Genomic DNA, 18396 nt, shown 5'->3' with positions numbered 1-18396 from the left:
CGCAGGTCCATGGATTACTTCTCCTGGTCAGGGGTGGGTTCGGGGGAGGTTGGGGCGGCGTAGGTGACGAACGGCGCGATGGTGGGGCAGGGCCACAGCATGTGGTTGTCATGCGCCACGGTGTGGTGTTCGTCGGTGTGGCATCGGCGGCAACGCAATTGCAGACCGGGGCCGCCGAGGGACTCGACAGCCATCGGCTGGTGCTCGGCGAACACCTGGCTCAGGGCACGTCGGTAGGCGTCGCGTTCCTTCAGCAGCCGCTCACGAATCTGGTCGAGTTCGGCGTTCTCGTTCTCGATGTCAACCCGCCGCCGCTTCGGCTTCTCGGTCATGTCGGTGAGCGAGTACAAGCGCCAGCCGCGCCGCCAGTTCTGGGCTTCCTTCCACACGGTGTGGGCGTCCTCCCATGTTTCGTGGACATCGCCGGACCACTCCACTAACTGGGGGCCTTCGGTGTCGTCATCGAGTTCAGCGATGTACCCGACCACGTAGCCCGGCGCGCCGGGTTCGCCTTCGGGTGGTGGGCATCCATGTGCCGGCCGCTCATGCTGCGAATCAGGCGGGTAGCTGGCGAGTTCCCAGTTCCCGGTGCCCGTGAGGTCGAATGTCCACGCGGACCCGTCGAACGCGGTCCACTGCTGGCCCTTGCCGGGGTGGTCAGGGAACCCGAACCGGTTGGTGGCAAATCGGTGGTCCATGGTTCGGTACCAGCTCAGTGGATGGCTCTGTTCGGCGCTCACCGCTGGGCCTCCTGCTCGGGCTCCCACACCACGGCAGCGGGCGCCCGCAAGACGGACCATGGGAACGGCCGGTCGTCCCCAAACACAACTCCGTGAATCCGGTCGTATCGAGCGGCGATCGTGCCGTCTTTCGCGCGCACGACGATGCCGGGCGGTGCGTCGTTCAGCTCGGCGTCGGTCTCGATGACGCGGGCGGGTGGACGCCAGCCAGCGGCGAGGATCGCGGCCGCGATGTCGTCGGGCTCGGTCTTGTCGCGGTCGAACTCCCAGAAGATCAGGTCGGCCAAGGTCTCCCGGTCACTCGCCATCGCCGACGTGGCACGGGCCGAGGCGATCGCCTGGCATGTCCCGCAGTCGCAGAGCTGGGGATCCTCCGCCGGCGCGTGCTTCGGACACGGCTCCGACTCCACCGGCACCCCGCAGGTTCCGCACACCATCCCGCCGGGCGCGACCTCGTCGGACCGCACCTCGCGGTAAGGCTGCTGCGCCTCCAGCTCGGCGATACGGGCGCGGGCGGCGTCGAGCGCTTCGAGCGCGGCATCGAACAGGTTCATGTGGTGCCCGCACTCCAAACGCCACCATTCGTTGTCGTCTGCGGCGTAGGCGCGGCGGAATTCATCGAGGGAAGGCGTCACGTCAGCCACGGCTGGCCTCCTCGCACAGGTCGAGCTTGTTGATCGCGGCGATGAGCAGCCGGATCGCTTCGGTGAGGTTGTCGCGGGAGTAGACCGGGTTGCCGTCGCGGTCCTCTATCGGCTGTTTGGCCTTGCGGATCGCCTGCTCGACGACCGCGTGTACGTTCAGCCACGGATCGACTTCGGCGGCGCCGAGGCTGACCAACTCACCCTGCTGCGCCTCCAGCTCGGCGACGCGAGCTTCAGCGGCGCGGCGCAGTTCGTGCGGCGTCTGCCCCATAGCCCGACGGACATTCAGCACGTAGGCCGGGCGCCCGGCCTTCTTGATCTCGGTTTCCACGTAGTTCGTGGCCTGGTCGTCGTCGAGCATCTTCCCGAGAGCGAGGCTCATGGCGAGCACGAGGTCCCGCGCCCCCTCGGTGGTTGGGGCGGTGGTGAGGGTGGCCACGCCGTCCTCAACCGTGAGCCCCTGGATTCCGAATTCGTCGGCGACCGCCTCAGGGTCGACGGCGTTGCGATCCCGCTCGGCCTCCAGCTCGGCGACGCGGTGCTGCCAGTGCCGGCGGGACTCCCGCAGGGTCGTGATGGTGCGGCGGGCGTTACGGGCGTAGAGCGACAGACGTGCGCGCTCCATCTCGGCGTCGGCCAGCACGGCGACCTGATCTTCCAGCTCGGTGACGCGGGCGCGCAGGGCGTCCCGCTCATCCAGGGTCGCGCTGAACCTGCGCACGGTCGATGCCACGTCCTCGACCAGACGGGCGTGGTCAGCCTCAAGCTCGGCGATGCGCTCGCGGGCTTCTCCCAGGTGGCGGCACGCTGCATCGAAGTCGCTGCGCTTGGCCGCGAGGTCGCGGCTCAGTGCGTTGATTTCAGCGTGGTCGGCCTCCAGCTCGGCTACGCGGGCGCGGAGGCCGCGGTGCTCGGTTGCTACTTGATCGGCTACCGACGGCAACATCCCGGCATCCTCGGGGTCGGCATCGATCAGCGCGCAGATGGTCCCGTAGAACTCTCCAGCCCGATTCGCCATCCGTGTGAGCGTGTCGAGGGCCTTGCGGTCGCGTTCCCGCTCGGCCTCCAGCTCGGCGATGCGGGCACGGGCCCGGTCGCGCTCATCGGTCAGCAGCTCCTCGGTGCGTTCAGCGTCCGAGATCAGGCGAACGATCTTCTCCTCGGCCCGGATTGCCCGGTCCATCAGCTCTGCATAGGTCGGGACGGCAGTCTGGTCAGGCATTGGTCTGCGCCTCCACCGGCTCGTAGGTGGCGGCGAAGATGTCGGGTTTGCACGGGTACCGTTCGCCCTTCACGCCGGTGATCACGTAATCGCCTGGACAGACGATGTGCCCGCCTTCGAGGGTGTCGATCCAACCGTGGTCGTTCATGATCCGACCGCAGTGCTGGCATGCCTTGTCGCCAGGCACATCGGGGTGGCGGTAGTAGCGCACCACCTCGCCCTCCCAACCCTGCTCGCGTCGATACTGGGCGGTGTGCAGGACCGCACTGACCGGGTCGACGATGTCGCCGGTGTAATCGGCCGGGTGGTCGCCGTTCTTGAACCACTGGGTGGCAGTGATTTCGACGGGCTTCTTGCGGTAGCGGTCAGACATCGCTGGCCCCGTCCTCGAGTGCGACCTCGACCGCGGGCAACGCCACGAAATCGCGGCCGGTGAGCCGCTCGGCGGTGGTGTAGGTGAGCCGCATCGGCTTCGTGACGACGCCCTCGTATTCCTGGCGGATCACGGTGCATTCGATGCGGTCATCGACACCGATGCCGGTGACCTGGAGGGTGCGGACGTTGGAGTTGCGGCGGTCGCGGAAGCGGTCGCCGATGCGGACGGTTTCGCCTTTGGCGGTGGTGATGCTGGTGCGGGGTTCAGGCATGGGGGCTGTCCTCCTCGGGAGTTGGGGTGTCGGTGTCGAGGCCGGCGAGGATGCGCAGCCCGTTGATGAGGCTGAGCAGCGAGGTGTTCATCCGGTCGGCCCACTGGTCGGTCTTGGTGTGGTACAAGGCGTGCTGCTCCCAGTTCCCGATCACCGCGCCGCAGACCGGGCACACGTCGGGGCTTGTGGCCGGGCTGGTCGGTGGCTGTTTCCTGGTGAGCCGGACGATCCGTGTGGGGGTCGACATCAGTGGGCTCCCGCGTGCGCGGCGTGGTCGGCGGCGGTCCACTCCCGGAACAAGCGCCGCCGCTGGCTGGGGGTGAGCAGCACGGCGCGGTCGAGGACAGCCGCGACCCGGAACGCTGGGGCGGTCCAGGTTTCGATGGTGTCCTCGGTGGAGCGCTCCAGTTCGCCGACTGGGTTGACGCGGTAGAGGTCGCCGCGGCCGTAGAGGCTGGCATAGTGCAGTGCGTAGATGCGGCTGGTGGTGGCGTACACGCGGTCGGGGTGTTGGCTGGGGCCGTCGATGCCGTGGTGGGCCTCGCCGCGGGCGCGGGCTTCGCACCAGGGGCAGCCGGGGTGCGGGTTGCGTTCGTGGCCGGGTTCGATGAGGTCGCCGGGCCGGAGGCCGGGGATACCGCCGTGGAACAGTCGCAGGCTCATGGCTGGCTGCCCTCCATGGCGAGGAGGTCGCGGAGGTCGGCGTACCGCTCGGCATCCTCCGTCGCGATCGTGATCGGTGCGTGCACGGTGCGGTCGCTGGTGGATTCGATTCGGCCGGCGGTGTATCCGAGGATGAATGCGACCAGGACGCCGAACACGACGACGGCGGCGATGCTGGCGGCCGCGGTGGGCCATGGGGTGGCGAGGACCAGGGCAGCGGAGACGACCAGGCCGGTGAGGGGGAGGGCGAGGTATTTCATGCGGTCACCGCTGGGGCGAGTTCCGGGAACGCCTGGACGAGGGAGGCGACAAGTTCGCGGAGGTCTCGCATGGCGAGTTCGCGGTCGACGGCGTCCCATGCGCGCACGGATACGGTGGCGAATCCGTTGGGGGTGGTGATGTCGAGGACGCGGCCGGGTGCCGGGGCGGCCGGTGTCGGCTTGTCGGGGAGGTAGATGGCGGCGGCGACGCCGAGCATGTCGGAGACCTCGGTGGCGAGGGCGGCGGCGTCGGTGTCGGGGTTATGGTCGATTTCGAGTCGGACGCGCTGGCTGGGTGAGTGCATCCGCATCGTGTGCTGTTCGGGCATGGCGTTCGGCTTTCTGTGGCTGGCTACTGGTCGGGGTTGGTGTGTGCGACAAGCTCGGCGAGCCGGTCGGCGATGGCGATGAGGGCGTGGACGGCGGCGACCTGGGCCAGGACACCGGCGGCGTTCCGCTCATCGAGGGGGAGGACGCGGCCGGTCGAGGCGAGGACGTGGAGCGAGCCGACGAGCCCGGCGGCCGTGTCGCGATGGCCGGTCACGAGTCGCGCTTCGGGTACTGGAGTTCGACTTTGATGCCGTACGGGTTCTCGACCGATTCGACCGCCGACCCGACGAGCTGGACCGCGAGAGCATCGACGCGGTCCCGGAGTTCGGCCCGCACGGCGCGTTCGATGGCTTCGCGTTCCTCGGCAATCGCCTGCTGCACTGCGTTCTTGGTGGCCGCGCGCAGCGCTTCATCGATGACGTTGCGCAGGAAGGTGGTCTGGCGGCGGTCCCAGCTGTTGCGACCGACTTCGATTGGCTGGTTGAGGGCGGCGGCGACGTATTTGCCGATCACCTCGTCGCCGGAGAGGGCGGCAGCGACTTCGGCTTCGATGCGGGCTTGGACGGCGGAGACGATGACCTGGTTCAGGTCAGCGGATACGGGGGTTGTCATGTCGTTTCGCTTCCTTGGTGAGGTGCCAGTAGCCGCAGCGGCACTGGTAGGTGCGGGTGGGGAGTCGGCTGCCGGGGCGGCCCTTCTGCCAGGTGCGGCCGCGTGCGCGCTCGGCGGCGGCTTGGGTTCGGAACTTCGTTTTGCCGGGGTGCGGGCAAGCCGGTGGTGGTGGCGCGGTGGCGGTTTCGATGTGGTGGTCTAGTTCGCGGCGCGCTGTTTTCTGGCTGTCGTGGTAGCGGCGGGTGTCGTAGCCGCAGCTGCAGCGGCCGATGACGGTGCCGCCGCGTACGGGGCGCCGGAACCCGGCGGGTTCGTGGCCGGTCATGGGTTCAGGGGGAACAGCGGATGGTGGGTCCTTTCGAGGTCGGATTGCCGTGTGGTGGCGGCGGTGTGGGCGTGGTGGTCGCGGTCGTAGTGCAGGTGGCATCCCTGGCACATGGCGCGCAGGTTGGCCGGGTCGCAGTTCTCCGGCGTGTGGTCGAGGTGTGCGGTGGTGAGCACGACCCTGGAACCGGTGCCGTGGGCGGGTTGGCCGTGCCGGTTGCGGCATCGGCCGTCGACGGCGAGGTGGTCGGTGGGGCGTCCGCATTCGCCGAGGCATTCGCAGCGTCCGGCGGCGCGGGCGAAGCGGATGTTGTGGGAGATGGTTTTCCAGTCGGCGGGGTAGCGGCCGCGGTTCTCGGGTCGGATTGGCATCAGCGTGTGGGCCAGTTCTCGTGTGAGTAGCCGTGGGTGTGGTCTTCGCTTGTGACGACTTCGCCGGTGTCGCCGCAGTGGCGGCAGCCTCCGCCGCCGCATAACCGGCACAGGTCCCACGGCGGCAGCGGGCGGGCCATCAGTGCGGGGGTTCGGGGCGGTGCTGTTCGACTTCGCTGGCCGGGATCGCCGTCCAGGGGGCGGCGTAGGTGCTGATCGTGCGGTGCACCACTTCCGCCTCGGCGGTGTCGTATCCGAGGTCGCGGGCTACGGCGTCCATGTTGTCGAGCCGGGACACTGCGCGGTCGGGGGCCAGGCATTCGATGATGTCGCCGTTGCGCTTCCGCACCGCCCATTCGGTCATGCTGTCGGTGACGGTGCCTTGCGGGAGTTCGCGGGCCGCGCGGAGGTCAGCGCGGAGTTCGAGGAGTCGCAGGTCGAGGTTGTGGTTGTCGGCGTGGACGGCGTACAGCTGGCTGTTGATGCAGCGGGCGATGGTGACGAGGGATTCGAGGTCGCCCGCCGGGATCGGCTCGCCGCTCTCGATGCGCCGTGCGTACGTTTCGAGCAGCGTGGGCAGGATGTCGCCGACAGGATGCTGTTCGTCGCAGTGCTTGCACTCCGGCCAGGTCCGGGCGGTCACCGGTCGGCTCCGTCCTGGTCGTGGCACACGCAGGCGTCGCCGCCGGGGCAGACGATGAGGTTGGTGACCCGATGGCGAACGTGCAGCGCGGTAATGGAGCGCCGGACGGGGACACTGGATTTGGGGTCAATCTGGGTCGCGGTGACGGTCGCGTCCTCGCTCATGTCCGCGCAGCGAGCGACGAGTTCGCGCAGTTCCCGCAGCGTGATCTCGTCGTCCTCGCGCACGCTGATCGAGGCGGTTCGAGCGAACTGAGCGTCCGATGACAGTTCCAGCTTTACGCCGGTGTCGGCATCGATATGCATGGAATGCATAGGGAGACCGGTCCTTTCCGGTGGGTGGCGCCGTGCGCGCCGTACAAGCCTTGAGAATACTCCGATATGGAATTGTTGTCAAAGAATCCGAAGTGCGCGGATGCTGCTGTTCAGCAAGCTATTTCGTCGTCTCCGCTCGCGAAGTCCTTACCGCTATATGCGGGTGATGTCTGCGCCTCGCGTCGGTCGCGGACAACCTGCCGCTGCGTGACACCCAGCCGCTCGCCGATTTCCCGCGAGCTGAGGCCGGCCTCGGTCAGCCGGGCCACTTCGGCGATGCGTTCGGCCTTGGTCTGGGCGCGTTGTTCGGCCCATGTGGCCTCGGCTGTTTCGGGGGTGACGCGGGGGTCATCGATGTCGAGGTCTTCCCAATCCAGCGGAGCCCCCCAGCCGTGCCGTTTGGCGCGGGTGCGTGCCGACTTGCTCGGTCCTGGTGTGCCCGACAGCTGTTCGTAGGTGTCGTGCATCGCTTTCCACACATCCCAGTCGGTGAGGGTTCGGCGGGCGCGGACGAGCGCGGCGACCTGTGCGGCGGTGAGGGTGGAGGCGGCGACGATCTCGGTTTGCGGCCAGCCGATCACCTGGAGTGCGCGCGCCCGCCGGGTTGCGCCGATGGCGAGGACGCGTTGCTGGCGTTCGTTCGGGGTGAACCCGACTCGCAGGAGGGCGTCGGCGTTGCGTGTGCGGATGGTGGGGTACAGGCCGTCGATGATCTGGCGGACGGCGAAGTCGCAGAGTCCACTGTCGCGGGCGATGGAGCGGGCGGGTAGGCCGTAGGAGTTGAGTTCGCGCAGGTGGGCTTGGACTCGCTCGGCGGGGAGGTAGCCGGGCAGGCCGGGGAACTTGGTGCGTAGCTCGAACTGGGATCGTTTCCGGCCGCGCGGGATTGCGCGGGATGCGACGTTGGTGCTCATTGGTCAGTTCTCTCCGAGGGTGAACAGGGGCAGGGTCGACGGCGCTTGCGGGGGTCGGCGTCGGCGGCTGGTGGGGCGGATGATGACGATCTGGTCGGGGCATGGGGTGTCGCAGCGGCGGCGCATCTCGGCGAGCTGGTCGATGAGGGTGGCGCGGGCGGCCTTGGCGTGCTCGAGCTGAGCCACCAGCTCCGACAGCGCGGCCGGGGTGACGGCGGCGGACCGGGCGCGGGACGCCGCCCGCTCGGCGGCGGCTTCGGCGTCGAGGAGTTTGGTGGTGAGGACAGCGACCGGTTCGGTGCGCACCAGCTGGATGGTGCGTTTGGAGCAGCGCAGCCAGGCGGCGATGACGTCGTTGGAGTGGCCGCGGTGGGTGAGGTGGGCGACCAGCCATGCGCGGTCGGAGGGTTCGAGGTCGGCGCCACGGACGCGGCCGGCTATGGCGGCGTCGATGAGGTGGTCGTCGGGGTTCCAGCGGGGCTGGTGCAGTGGGACCACGGACACGGTGTCACCTCCGGGCGTCGGATTCATCGAGGGTTCGGCGTAGGTGGGGTTTGCACACGAGGCAGGGGGCGGGGTGTTCGGCCCACCACGGGGTGAGCCAGCCGCGGCGGCAGTGCTGCTCGTGCTGGGCGATTTCGTCGGCCGTGAGTTCGCTCATGCCGGTGCGGGCTCCCGCTCGGGGGTCTCGGCGCGGCGGGCGGCGATGGCTTCGAGGGCGGCGCGGACGCGGGCAGCTCCACGGCGGGCGGTGTCGATCAGGGTGGGGTCGTGGACGCAGCGCAGGCCGGGGCCGGTGAAGCCGTCGTCGTCGCACATGCCGCATTCGGCGATACGGGCCGCTTCGGCGCGGTGGCGGGCAGCGAGTTCGGCGCGGCGGGCGGCGGCGCGTTCGTTGGCGCGGGCGGTTCCCCAGTCGGCGCGGGCCCGGCGCTGGGCACCGCAGGGGACGCACGGGTCGTCGGTGCCGCCGGGGTGGGTGGGGCACCACGGGTTCGGCGGTGCGGCCGGATCGGGGTCGCTGACGATTTCGGGGGAGGGGTTATCCACAGGCGGGGTCTCGCGCACGTGAGGTACCCCGGTAACGCAACCCCCCTCTAGTTCTTCTGGGTCTAGACCAACAGGGTCTAGTTCCTGCGTCACTGGTGTCCCTACCCCCGCGTCACTGGTGTCCCCACCCGTAGCGACATCTGTGTCCCTACCCCCCTCGGATGTCCCCACGGGGGTAGGGACATTGGTGTCCCTACCCTCCTTGCGGGGCGGCGGGATCGACTTCACGACATACAGCGACGGCGCGCGCACCACGTGCTCGCCGTCCGGCGCCGACCGAAACGACGAGCTGTCGATGGTGCGCCACCGTCCCCGGACCTCCACCGCGCCCGCGGCTTCCAGCTCGCGCAGACACCGGTCGATGGTCTTCACCGAGACCCGGCACAGGCGGGCGAGGGTGGCGCGGGACGGGCGAGCGACGCCGGTCTCGTTGTCGGCGTGCTTGCGGATCACCCCATACACGCGCACGCCGATGGGGCTGATTTCCTCATGCAGGAGAACCCAGTACGGGATCATCGCGAACCGCACATCGACCGAGACGTCGATATCGTCGTTGCTCAATTCCGGCTCCATCCGGGGGGTGACGCCGTATGCGTCGTACGGGTAAAGGATTACATCGGTCGGGCCAGGCAATCCAGCGGATCGCCTGGCCCGTGGTCATGCTGGCCGCTCGGTCTCACATAGACCGCCGGCGTCATCGAGTAGGACCCAGCGGCCCCACAGCCACACCGGGGAGGTGAGCGGGTGCTGGCCGTGGCGCAGCCAGAACCCGAACGCGGTGGCGCTGGTGGGGTTGGCTTCGACCCAGCCGTGGCAGCCGGTGGTGCCGGATCCACAGAGGGCGAGGAGGTTTGAGGGGTCCCAGGTGCCGCCCTGGGAGCGTTTGCGGCGGTGGTGGATCGTGTATCCGGCCTGCCCGCAGCGTTCGCAGCGGCCGCCGCACCGGCCGTCGATGATGCGGCGCGCCTCGGTCGCGGTGATCGGCATCATTGCTCACCCCTGCCCGCGACCGCGTACGCCTGCCTCACACTGGCGCCCAACGATTGCAGCGCGCGTAGTTCGTTCTCCAGGGCCTTCGCCTGCCGGTCGGCGTAGCGGTAGCTGGCATCGGCTACGTCGCGCTGTTCCCGCTCGGTGGTGGTCGCCAGCTCGGCGGCGTACTTCTTTTCGTGCTGGGGGCCTTCGTAGGCCATGTACGCGCGGGCGTAGGCGCGGTCGTAGAGCCGGTCGGCGGTGAGGAATTCGCTGTAGCGGTCGGCGCACACCCGCACCGAGTTGGCTATCCGGTTCGCGATGTCCCGGATAGCCCGCTCGATCTGCACCGGCGAGAACGCCTCGGTGCTGTCACTCACCGGCGGGCTCCTGCTCGTCGGTGTGCGCGGTGTCCTCGGCTGGGGGCGGGGCCTTCTCGACCCGATACCGCTCGGCCAACGCCCGGATCGGGCCGGGGTCGGTCGCTTCGCGGATATCCAATCCACCGTTCGCGGCAGCGAAGTCCTGCACAGCCCTGCCGAGCGCGATGTCCAGTTGTTCGCACAGCTCGGCCAGCTCGTCACGCGCTTGCTGCGCTTCGGGGTTCACCGCCACGCGCTCATGGCTGTGTGTGTCCGGGTCCGGCTCGTTCGTGGGGATCGTCAGCCCCTGCAACAGGAATACCCGGTAGGCGACGCTCTGGGCCTTCGCCACGGCCTTGTCGCCGCTGTCAGCCGCTTCGCCGTAGGTGACGCCGGAGAACGAATCCCCGGCCGGTCCGTAGACGGTGTACCGCATCCGCACGGCGGCGTTCTTCATCGCGGTGTCGCGCTTGGTGACGTACCGCTCGGTGGTGATGTCCTCGGCGGTCGGGACAACGATCACCTGGTGCTCACGCAGCACCGGCCCCACCGCATCCATCACCTTGTCGATCCCACGAAAGTGGAACCGCTGGTCCGAGTTGTAATCGCCCTTGCCGATGGCCTGGACAGCGCCCATGACCCGCGACCACGCTTCGAACACCGTGGGTTTCGTGTCGTCGCTCATCACGCCTCCAGCTCGGGCAGGCCCGGCATGGCGGCCAGCAGCTCGTCCACGACCGTGCGGGCGTGCTTGGACGGCCGGACTTGCAGCACCGAGCGCGGCAGGAACCGTTCAGTGCCGGGGATGTCCTCGGCGACGGCCCGTGTCAGCGCCTGCTCTTCCACCTCGCCGGGCACCGTCTGGTGCACGATCAGCAGGTGCGGGGCGTGCTCGGCCAGGACGGCAGCCACCTCGGCGGGATCGCCGTACTCAGCCCACTGCTCCACCTTGTCGGGGTAGTTGAGACGGCACCAGCGTTCGAACTCGGCGCGGTTGGTGATGCGGGCCTGCGCGGTCGGGTTCGTCATGCCGACCGTGCCGAGTGTGCGGGTCTCGTCACGCGGATCGAACGAGGTGATTTTCGAGCCGCGCTTGAGCCGCCCGGCCAGCTCCTTGCGGTGCTCGGTGACCTGTTCGCCGACCGCGTGTTGCAGGTCGGCGAGCACGGTGGCGCGGAGGGCGAGAGCGTCGGTGTCGATGTCGGTCAGGTCAGGCACGGGAAGCCTCCGGCACGGTGAGGCCGCATTTGGCGGCGAGGTCCAGGGCGTGGGCCTGGCGGACGTAGAGGGTGGAGCGCACCTGCCCGTTGTGGTACCGGGGTGCCTCATGCTGGGGACGCAGGTCGAACCAGGGGATGTACTTCGCGTACGCCCGGTATTCGTATTCGAGGACCTTGCGCCGCTGGCTGTTCGACCAGCGTTCGCCGATCTCGAATCGGTACACGATCTTGCGGTCCAGCAGCAGCTGGTAGGCCGACTTCTGGGTGAGCCCGAACTGGGCGCCCCACGCCTTGACGGTGGCGGCGTCACCGTTGGCGACGTAGCGCTCGTGGTAGGCGATGGCGGGGGCCGCCGATTCGAGCGCGGCGGCCATGATTGCCTTCTCTTCTTCGGATTCCAGGACCATCTTTGCCAGATCGGCCTTGGTGATCGCGGCTACGTCCGGGCGGGCACCATAGCCGCCGGTCTTCCGAATCTCCGGCAACACCGTGCCGTACACCCACGTCTGGAACCGCTCGACGGAGCCGCGGGTTTCAGGGTCGCTGATTCGTGCGGGCTGACGCTGCCCGAGCGCGCGATAGAATCCCGCCTCGGTGAGGTAGCCGACGCGCTGCTCACCGCCAGGGGTACACGCTGTCGTGTACCCCTTCTCTCCATCTGGTATCGACTCCATCAGCCGGTATGCGTCTCGGAACCCGAGCGCGCGCGCCAGTCCGGGGGCCTGGACGTGGAAGCCGTCGACGCTGTGCGGTGTGATGGCCAGCTCGAACTCGCCCGAACGGAACGGGATCAGAGGGTCGGTGTGCTCCAGCGACGGGCGCGTCATGCCACAGCCCCCGACTTCTCAGCCGCCGCCTCGGGGACCATGTTGTACTTCTTCATCCACGCATGAACATCACGCGAGTTGTAGCGGATGCGCGGACGGCGCGAATCACCGAGCCGCTGAAAGTTCGGGCCACGGCCTTCGTTTCGCCAGCGGGTGAGGGTAACGGGATGGATGCCGATAATCTCGGCGGCCTCGTTATTCGTCAGATACGACACGGTCGGTTTGTCCCTTTCGAGAAAGGGAGCAGGACACGACGAACTAACTGACTGTAGGCAGAAACCAACCAGCACTATGGCCTACCTGCGCTGCTAGCTTGCTAGCATGTAGGCACGTGAGTTAATCTGCCATCAGCCGGTGCGGTCCAATTGGTAAGGGGTCCTGCTCGGCTCTTTTTGGTAGAGGGAGACCACCGGATGCCCGTCCGGTGGTCTCCCCGCTGTAACCGACTTTAATGCATTGTAGTCGGCTCGGCAACCTATCGGCGACTCGATTTCAACCGCCGCGCTGCCGCTTCTCCTTCTCGCGACGCATCACCGTGAAAACCATGTTCTGCGAGAGGCCGGCCGACTCCGCGATCAACTCGCGCGGGATTTTCGGCTCGATCTCGGACAGCTCCATGATGATGCGGTTGCGGTTCTCGGTCAGTTTCCTGGTGGCCTCCTCGAGCTCTTCTGACGCATGGCGCAACCGCGCCAATAGCTCCGCGGCATGCTCATCGGGCTCGAAACTCGCCATTCAAGCAGGCTACGACACTTGCGACACATCATGTGTGCGTAACAGCTGTTACGCACGCTGTGTCCGTCGATGCCGTGTCGCCGCGCGCTCGTACTCGGATACAGTCTTTCGGCTGATCCTGATCTGGCGTCCGATCCGCATGTGCGTGATTTCCCCGCGCGATGCCATCCGCTGAACCTCGCGCTGGCTCACCTGCCAGTGGTCGGCCAGCTCGGCGCATGTCATCCAGTCGCTCACGACGCAGCCGACTCCGTGTCGGTTTGGTCGGGCTCGAACAGCAGCCCCGGCGGCGCGCCCAACGCAGACGCGATACGCGCCGCCGACAGGTCCGGGCAGGTGTCCCGGCGTCCCGACAGCAAATGATCGATGGCGCTGTGGTGGCTAAGTTGGGCGGCCTTCGCGAGTCTCCGAGTGGAGAGGCCGGACTGGTGCATCAACGCCCGCAACACTGCGGGGGATTTCAGCCTCACGGTGAACGTCAACCTCCCCGGTAACGAATTGCTACGACTGGTTTCCGGTTATTAGCTCACCTACCAGTCGGAATGTCAACCGGCGCTAGGGATATTCCAAACCGCGGGTAGGCGCGACATAATCGGTGATAATGCAACCGAACTGAAAAGTGCGGGTACCGCACGATTCAGACCGCACTCATCAGGTAGGCAAGCGCATGCTTGGTAACCACGGGACGGGGATGAACATGGATCTGGCTGAGCTGATACGGGTCACCCGAGCAGGCCGCACCTACGACCAACTAGAACGCGACGGCGGCGGCCAGATCGGCGCCGCCCGCTGGCAACAAATCGCGAAAGGCGGCCTCAACACCTTCCCCACACCCGCCACCGTCGTCGCAATCTCCAACGCGCTCGGCGTATCTCACGAGACCGTCCTCCTCGCCATCGGAACCAGCCTCGGACTCGACAGCCGCCGGCGCTCCCGACTGGTCGACCTCATCCCCGACACAGCCGCAGACCTACCCGACCACTGCGTGACCGCGATCCTGTCCACCGTCCGGTCGATGTGCGCGCTACAGCAGGCCGCCCGATGAGCAGAGCCACCGAGGGATGGATACAGAAACGCGTCCACGTCAACCCCAAGACCGGCAAAGAAACGGTCCGGTTCGTCGCGCGCATCAAACCGCCCGGCCAGCCCGAAGACTCCAAGAGCTTCGCCAAGAAGGGCCGCGCCAACGAGACAGGCACTGCCGCACACTGGTTGGCGCAACGCCGAGACGAAATCCACCGCAACACCTACATCAACAAGAAGGACCGGCAGTGGACCCTCGCAGAGTGGGCTGACGACTGGATCGAAGGCTATTCCGGCGTCGGCGACGACACCATCAGTCAGTACAAAACCATCATCAACATCGACATCAAGAAGTCCGAACTCGGCGACACCCTGCTGCTCGAACTCGACCGTAACCAGATCGGGAGCTGGCTCAAGGCTCTGACCACCACCAGGTCGTGGGCACCGAAACCGTTGGCGGCTACCACCGCCGAGCAACGCCGCACCGTGCTGGCGATGATCCTCAACGCCGCCGAGGAGGAGGACCTGATACCGCGCTCGCCGATGCGGCGGGTCAAGATGAAGCGCTCCGACATAGAGGTCGCCCCCATCGACCCCGAAGAACTACCCACCCGCGACGATGTTTGGCGGCTGTACGAATCCGCAAAGGAATTTCCAAAGTTCCGCGAACAGATCATCGTCACCGCCGGCACCGGGCTCCGGCCGGGTGAATTACTGGGACTTCGCCAGAATCGGATTCGTCGCGGCGAAATCCACGTTGTGGAACAGCGGCGACTCAAATCTGGCGAGGTTCGGTTCGGGCCCCCGAAATCGAAACTCGGGACTCGGCGCATACCGATCGGCAAGGAAGTCGAGCAGGCGTTGGCGCGCCACATGAAGAAGTACCCCGCCGATCCGGGCGAGGTTGTGTTCCGGTTCGACGGCGACCAGCATTGGCACCGCAACACGTGGTGGTCGCAGTGGGTCAAGATCAGAGAGCAGGCCGGGCTGCCCAAGCTCCGGTTCTATCTGCTGCGCCACTACTACGCGTCGGTGTTGATCGACGGCGGCGCGTCGGTCAGGGTGGTGATGGAACGCATGGGGCATGCGAACTCCACCTACACCCTCGAGCGGTACGCGCGGCTGTGGCCGCAAACCGACGAAGTGACCCGCGAAATCTCTGACTCCGGCCTCAAACGGGCAATAAACGGGCAAAACAGCGAACCCGACCCCGACGCGGACGCCGCAGCCGACCGCGAAGACGGCGACGAATGGGAGTGACCAACGTGCCCGAGGTAGACTGGAAAACCCTCCGTGAACAGGCATTTCAAGCGATGCAACGCGCGTACGCACCCTACTCGCGGTACCCGGTCGGGGCGGCAGCGCTCACCGATTCCGGGGTCGTCACCGGTTGCAATGTGGAAAATGTCTCATACGGCCTGGGCCTCTGTGCCGAATGTGTACTCGTCGGTAACTTTCAAAGCACCGGTGGGGGCCGCTTACTGGCGGTATCGGTGACCGATTCCCGGGGCGAAATCCTGATGCCGTGCGGACGCTGCCGTCAGGTGCTCTACGAGTTCGGCGGTGCGGAGTTGCTGGTGGATCATCGGCGGGGCCCGGTCCGGCTCGGCGCGCTGCTTCCGGACGCCTTCGGCCCGGACGATCTGGACGCCGGGCAGCGCTGATTCGGTTCGGCGGCCGAATGGGCCCTGGCCGATCAGGTGCGCTTCGCCTCGCGGCTGCCGTGCCTGCCGGAGGCCGTCGAGCGGGCCGTCCCGCGTGGTGGTAGTGGGCCTCCGGCGGCCGGTGCCGGATGGCAGCGGGTGCCCGGCGGACCGATGTGCGCGGATGGCGGCCCGCGGTCGGGCAGACGCGAGTCGGGCTGTGGTCCGGCGCTGTGGCTGCGAGACTGACGAGCATGACGGCACTGGACGCGGTTTCGATCATCACCACCAAACGCGACGGAGGGCAGCTGTCGGATGAGCAGATCGACTGGGTGATCGATGCCTTCACCCGGGGCGAGGTGGCCGATGAGCAGATGTCGGCGCTGGCGATGGCGGTGCTGTTGCGCGGGATGACGCGGCGGGAGACGGCGCGCTGGACCGCGGCGATGATCGCCTCCGGCCGGCGTATGGACTTCACCGATCTGCCCCGGCCCACCGTGGACAAGCATTCCACCGGAGGCATCGGCGACAAGATCACCTTGCCGCTGGCACCGCTGGTCGCGGCCTGTGGTGCCGCGGTGCCGCAGCTGTCCGGGCGCGGCCTCGGCCATACCGGAGGCACGCTGGACAAACTCGAATCCATCCCCGGCTGGCGGGCCGATCTCAGCGTGCCCCGGATGCACGAGATCCTCGCCGACCCGGCCGCGGGCGCGGTGGTGTGTGCGGCCGGCGCGGATCTGGCGCCCGCCGACAAGCGGCTCTACGCGCTGCGCGACGTCACCGGAACCGTCGAGTCCATTCCGCTGATCGCCAGCTCGATCATGAGCAAGAAGATCGCCGAGGGCACCGGTGGGCTGGTGCTGGATGTGAAGGTCGGTTCGGGCGCGTTCATGAAGAACGTCGAGCAGGCGCGTGAGCTGGCGACGACGATGGTGGAGCTGGGCGAGGACGCGGGTGTGCGCACCGTCGCGCTGCTGACCGGGATGGACACCCCGCTCGGCCGCACCGCGGGCAATGCGCTCGAGGTGGCCGAAGCTGTCGAAGTGCTGGCCGGCGGTGGGCCCGCCGATGTGATCGAGCTGACCCTGGCGCTGGCGCGGGAGATGCTGGCCCTTGCCGGTCTCGATGCCGACCCGGCGGACGCACTCGCCGACGGCCGGGCCATGGATCACTGGAAGGCGATGATCCGGGCCCAGGGCGGTGACCCGGACGCGCCGCTGCCGCGGGCCGGGCACACCGAGACCGTGCGGGCCGGCCGGGATGGCGTGCTCACCCGGCTCGATGCCATGGGTGTGGGTATCGCGGCCTGGCGGCTGGGTGCGGGGCGGGCCCGGCAGGGCGATCCCGTGCAGGCCGGCGCCGGGGTCGAACTGCATGTGCGCGTGGGCGAGCGGGTGCGTGCGGACAGTCCGCTGTGCACGCTGCACACCGATACGCCGGAGGCACTGCCCGGTGCAGTGTCGGCGGTGACCGGTGCCGTCACGATCGAGAAGGATGGCGAGGCCGTGGCACCGACGTTGTTCCTCGACCGGATCGGGGCATGATCGGCGACGGGATAGGCGACCGGCCGGATGGCCTGCCGCCCGCACGCAACGAGATAGTCGCCACGTGCCGACTCCGCTGCCGATTCGATCCGGTCCGGCTACCGTCAGGACATGACTGGACCGATGCCGTTGACCCTTGCCTCGATCCGCCAAGCGCCCAAGGCGTTGCTGCACGATCACCTAGACGGTGGTCTGCGCCCCGCCACGGTGCTCGAACTCGCCGCCGACTGCGGCTACGACCAGCTACCCGCCACCGACGCCGACGCCTTGGCCGCCTGGTTCCGGGAAGCCGCCGACAGCGGGTCGCTGGAACGCTATCTGGAAACCTTCAGCCACACCGTGGCCGTGATGCAGACCCCGGAGGGGTTGCGCCGAGTGGCTCGTGAATGCGTCGAGGATCTGGCGGCCGACGGCGTCGTCTATGCCGAGGTGCGTTTCGCGCCCGAACAGCATCTGGAAGCCGGCCTGACTCTCGACGAGGTGGTCGAGCACACGCTGGCCGGTTTGCGTGAGGGGATGGCGGCGGCGGAAGCGGCGGGCACGCCCATCGTGGCGATCTGCCTGCTGACGGCCATGCGGCACGCGGCCCGCTCGCGGGAGATCGCCGAACTGGCGGTGCGGTTCCGCGACCAGGGCGTCGGCGGATTCGACATCGCGGGCGCCGAGGCCGGTTACCCTCCGACCCGCCACCTCGACGCCTTCGAATACCTGCGCGCCAATCACGCCCACTTCACCATCCACGCGGGCGAAGCGTTCGGGCTGCCATCCATTCACGAGGCCCTCGCGTTCTGTGGTTGCGATCGACTCGGCCACGGCGTGCGCATCACCGACGATATCCACGTCCCCGGCGCGGTCGAGGAAGCCAGGCTGGGTGTGGTCGCGAACTATGTGCGCGATATGCGCATCCCGTTGGAGCTGTGTCCGTCGTCGAATGTGCAGACCGGGGCGGTGCCCTCACTGGACAAGCACCCCTTCGATCTGCTGGCCCGGCTGCGCTTCCGTGTCACCGTCAATACCGACAACCGGCTGATGAGCGACACCACCATGAGCGAGGAGATGCTGAAACTGGTCGATACCTTCGGGTACGGCTGGAGCGACCTGGAGCGCTTCACCATCAACGCGATGAAGTCGGCGTTCATCCCGTTCCCGGATCGGCTGCGCATCATCGACGACATCATCAAGCCGGGATACGCGGTCCTGCTGGGGTGAGCCCGGGAGGCGTGGTGCGCACGGCACCACGATGCTGATCGGCCGGGGCGACCGGATCCGCTGCTTCTGAGCGGCTGGTCGATTTCTCGAGCGGCTGTTCCATGGCCGGCCGCCGGGAGCGTCCCG

The 18396-nt window shown here is 67.8% G+C and carries 32 protein-coding genes; 5 read left to right on the top strand and 27 right to left on the bottom strand.

Translation table 11 applies throughout. From position 1 onward, the window contains the following. Positions 1-14 precede the first annotated feature (14 nt). From AC5W7N_RS29105 to AC5W7N_RS28975, 27 genes are all read right to left on the bottom strand, one after another. Positions 15-740, bottom strand: coding sequence for a hypothetical protein (locus AC5W7N_RS29105; RefSeq protein WP_495922795.1), 726 nt, complete (start codon positions 738-740; stop codon positions 15-17). Then, positions 737-1384, bottom strand: a complete 648-nt coding sequence (locus AC5W7N_RS29100) for a hypothetical protein (protein ID WP_495922793.1) — start codon at positions 1382-1384, stop codon at positions 737-739. Before AC5W7N_RS29100 ends, AC5W7N_RS29105 begins: the two co-directional genes overlap by 4 nt. Then, the gene (locus AC5W7N_RS29095) at positions 1377-2606 is read right to left on the bottom strand and encodes a hypothetical protein (protein ID WP_495922792.1); all 1230 of its coding nucleotides are present in this window, start codon (positions 2604-2606) and stop codon (positions 1377-1379) included. Before AC5W7N_RS29095 ends, AC5W7N_RS29100 begins: the two co-directional genes overlap by 8 nt. Next, positions 2599-2979 carry a hypothetical protein gene (locus AC5W7N_RS29090; RefSeq protein WP_495922790.1) on the bottom strand — a complete coding sequence of 127 codons (381 nt, stop codon included), beginning with the start codon at positions 2977-2979 and terminating at the stop codon, positions 2599-2601. Before AC5W7N_RS29090 ends, AC5W7N_RS29095 begins: the two co-directional genes overlap by 8 nt. Continuing rightward, complete coding sequence (locus AC5W7N_RS29085; RefSeq protein ID WP_495922788.1) at positions 2972-3253, bottom strand: hypothetical protein; 282 nt, start codon at positions 3251-3253, stop codon at positions 2972-2974. Before AC5W7N_RS29085 ends, AC5W7N_RS29090 begins: the two co-directional genes overlap by 8 nt. After that, positions 3246-3500 (bottom strand): hypothetical protein, encoded by a 255-nt coding sequence (locus AC5W7N_RS29080; RefSeq protein WP_495922786.1) that lies wholly within the window; start codon positions 3498-3500, stop codon positions 3246-3248. Before AC5W7N_RS29080 ends, AC5W7N_RS29085 begins: the two co-directional genes overlap by 8 nt. Continuing rightward, the gene (locus tag AC5W7N_RS29075; protein WP_495922784.1) at positions 3500-3916 is read right to left on the bottom strand and encodes a hypothetical protein; all 417 of its coding nucleotides are present in this window, start codon (positions 3914-3916) and stop codon (positions 3500-3502) included. Before AC5W7N_RS29075 ends, AC5W7N_RS29080 begins: the two co-directional genes overlap by 1 nt. Then, positions 3913-4176 (bottom strand): hypothetical protein, encoded by a 264-nt coding sequence (locus AC5W7N_RS29070; RefSeq protein WP_495922782.1) that lies wholly within the window; start codon positions 4174-4176, stop codon positions 3913-3915. The genes AC5W7N_RS29075 and AC5W7N_RS29070 overlap by 4 nt, the downstream gene beginning before the upstream one ends. Then, positions 4173-4505: a hypothetical protein gene (locus AC5W7N_RS29065; protein ID WP_495922780.1), complete on the bottom strand. Its 333-nt coding sequence runs from the start codon at positions 4503-4505 to the stop codon at positions 4173-4175. The genes AC5W7N_RS29070 and AC5W7N_RS29065 overlap by 4 nt, the downstream gene beginning before the upstream one ends. 23 nt (positions 4506-4528) lie before the next feature. Further along, positions 4529-4720, bottom strand: coding sequence for a hypothetical protein (locus AC5W7N_RS29060; RefSeq protein WP_495922778.1), 192 nt, complete (start codon positions 4718-4720; stop codon positions 4529-4531). Continuing rightward, complete coding sequence (locus AC5W7N_RS29055) at positions 4717-5118, bottom strand: hypothetical protein (RefSeq protein WP_495922776.1); 402 nt, start codon at positions 5116-5118, stop codon at positions 4717-4719. The genes AC5W7N_RS29060 and AC5W7N_RS29055 overlap by 4 nt, the downstream gene beginning before the upstream one ends. Next, complete coding sequence (locus tag AC5W7N_RS29050; RefSeq protein WP_495922772.1) at positions 5096-5443, bottom strand: hypothetical protein; 348 nt, start codon at positions 5441-5443, stop codon at positions 5096-5098. The genes AC5W7N_RS29055 and AC5W7N_RS29050 overlap by 23 nt, the downstream gene beginning before the upstream one ends. Then, positions 5440-5814 (bottom strand): hypothetical protein, encoded by a 375-nt coding sequence (locus AC5W7N_RS29045; RefSeq protein ID WP_495922771.1) that lies wholly within the window; start codon positions 5812-5814, stop codon positions 5440-5442. The genes AC5W7N_RS29050 and AC5W7N_RS29045 overlap by 4 nt, the downstream gene beginning before the upstream one ends. A gap of 139 nt (positions 5815-5953) precedes the next feature. Further along, positions 5954-6457: a hypothetical protein gene (locus tag AC5W7N_RS29040; RefSeq protein WP_495922770.1), complete on the bottom strand. Its 504-nt coding sequence runs from the start codon at positions 6455-6457 to the stop codon at positions 5954-5956. Next, entirely contained in the window at positions 6454-6762 is a 309-nt protein-coding gene (locus AC5W7N_RS29035) for a hypothetical protein (protein ID WP_495922768.1), read from the bottom strand. The genes AC5W7N_RS29040 and AC5W7N_RS29035 overlap by 4 nt, the downstream gene beginning before the upstream one ends. Before the next feature lie 119 nt (positions 6763-6881). Beyond that, complete coding sequence (locus tag AC5W7N_RS29030; RefSeq protein ID WP_495922767.1) at positions 6882-7685, bottom strand: hypothetical protein; 804 nt, start codon at positions 7683-7685, stop codon at positions 6882-6884. Between the two features lie 3 nt (positions 7686-7688). Further along, positions 7689-8189, bottom strand: a complete 501-nt coding sequence (locus AC5W7N_RS29025; protein ID WP_195019098.1) for a hypothetical protein — start codon at positions 8187-8189, stop codon at positions 7689-7691. Positions 8190-8342: 153 nt separating this feature from the next. Further along, positions 8343-9296 (bottom strand): helix-turn-helix domain-containing protein, encoded by a 954-nt coding sequence (locus tag AC5W7N_RS29020; RefSeq protein WP_495922765.1) that lies wholly within the window; start codon positions 9294-9296, stop codon positions 8343-8345. Positions 9297-9392: 96 nt separating this feature from the next. Further along, a complete protein-coding gene (locus AC5W7N_RS29015) occupies positions 9393-9722 on the bottom strand; it encodes an HNH endonuclease (protein WP_495922763.1) in 330 nt (109 codons plus the stop codon). Further along, positions 9722-10087, bottom strand: coding sequence for a hypothetical protein (locus AC5W7N_RS29010; protein ID WP_495922761.1), 366 nt, complete (start codon positions 10085-10087; stop codon positions 9722-9724). The genes AC5W7N_RS29015 and AC5W7N_RS29010 overlap by 1 nt, the downstream gene beginning before the upstream one ends. Further along, positions 10080-10754, bottom strand: coding sequence for an ERF family protein (locus AC5W7N_RS29005; RefSeq protein WP_495922760.1), 675 nt, complete (start codon positions 10752-10754; stop codon positions 10080-10082). Before AC5W7N_RS29005 ends, AC5W7N_RS29010 begins: the two co-directional genes overlap by 8 nt. Continuing rightward, complete coding sequence (locus AC5W7N_RS29000; RefSeq protein ID WP_495922758.1) at positions 10754-11287, bottom strand: hypothetical protein; 534 nt, start codon at positions 11285-11287, stop codon at positions 10754-10756. Before AC5W7N_RS29000 ends, AC5W7N_RS29005 begins: the two co-directional genes overlap by 1 nt. Next, on the bottom strand, positions 11280-12116 hold the full coding sequence (locus AC5W7N_RS28995) for a phage antirepressor KilAC domain-containing protein (RefSeq protein ID WP_495922756.1): 837 nt from the start codon (positions 12114-12116) through the stop codon (positions 11280-11282). Before AC5W7N_RS28995 ends, AC5W7N_RS29000 begins: the two co-directional genes overlap by 8 nt. After that, positions 12113-12331, bottom strand: coding sequence for a helix-turn-helix domain-containing protein (locus AC5W7N_RS28990; RefSeq protein WP_495922754.1), 219 nt, complete (start codon positions 12329-12331; stop codon positions 12113-12115). The genes AC5W7N_RS28995 and AC5W7N_RS28990 overlap by 4 nt, the downstream gene beginning before the upstream one ends. A 277-nt stretch (positions 12332-12608) precedes the next feature. After that, the gene (locus AC5W7N_RS28985) at positions 12609-12851 is read right to left on the bottom strand and encodes a hypothetical protein (RefSeq protein WP_495922752.1); all 243 of its coding nucleotides are present in this window, start codon (positions 12849-12851) and stop codon (positions 12609-12611) included. A gap of 48 nt (positions 12852-12899) precedes the next feature. After that, positions 12900-13019, bottom strand: a complete 120-nt coding sequence (locus tag AC5W7N_RS28980; RefSeq protein ID WP_495924235.1) for a hypothetical protein — start codon at positions 13017-13019, stop codon at positions 12900-12902. Between the two features lie 65 nt (positions 13020-13084). Continuing rightward, the gene (locus AC5W7N_RS28975) at positions 13085-13285 is read right to left on the bottom strand and encodes a hypothetical protein (protein ID WP_495924233.1); all 201 of its coding nucleotides are present in this window, start codon (positions 13283-13285) and stop codon (positions 13085-13087) included. A gap of 263 nt (positions 13286-13548) precedes the next feature. On the opposite strand from AC5W7N_RS28975, the gene AC5W7N_RS28970 reads away from it, so the two are divergent. From AC5W7N_RS28970 to AC5W7N_RS28950, 5 genes are all read left to right on the top strand, one after another. Beyond that, a complete protein-coding gene (locus AC5W7N_RS28970) occupies positions 13549-13896 on the top strand; it encodes a hypothetical protein (RefSeq protein WP_495922751.1) in 348 nt (115 codons plus the stop codon). Continuing rightward, entirely contained in the window at positions 13893-15134 is a 1242-nt protein-coding gene (locus AC5W7N_RS28965; protein WP_495922750.1) for a tyrosine-type recombinase/integrase, read from the top strand. Before AC5W7N_RS28970 ends, AC5W7N_RS28965 begins: the two co-directional genes overlap by 4 nt. 5 nt (positions 15135-15139) lie before the next feature. After that, complete coding sequence (locus tag AC5W7N_RS28960; RefSeq protein WP_495924232.1) at positions 15140-15538, top strand: cytidine deaminase; 399 nt, start codon at positions 15140-15142, stop codon at positions 15536-15538. Between the two features lie 233 nt (positions 15539-15771). Next, positions 15772-17061, top strand: a complete 1290-nt coding sequence (locus AC5W7N_RS28955; RefSeq protein ID WP_195020679.1) for a thymidine phosphorylase — start codon at positions 15772-15774, stop codon at positions 17059-17061. Between the two features lie 111 nt (positions 17062-17172). After that, positions 17173-18270, top strand: a complete 1098-nt coding sequence (locus tag AC5W7N_RS28950; protein WP_163813835.1) for an adenosine deaminase — start codon at positions 17173-17175, stop codon at positions 18268-18270. The last annotated feature ends 126 nt before the right edge of the window (positions 18271-18396 follow it).

The organism is Nocardia sp. CDC519 (assembly GCF_059509835.1).
The sequence above is the reverse complement of the archived record's forward strand: the minus strand, read 5'-3'. Positions and strand labels throughout refer to the sequence as shown.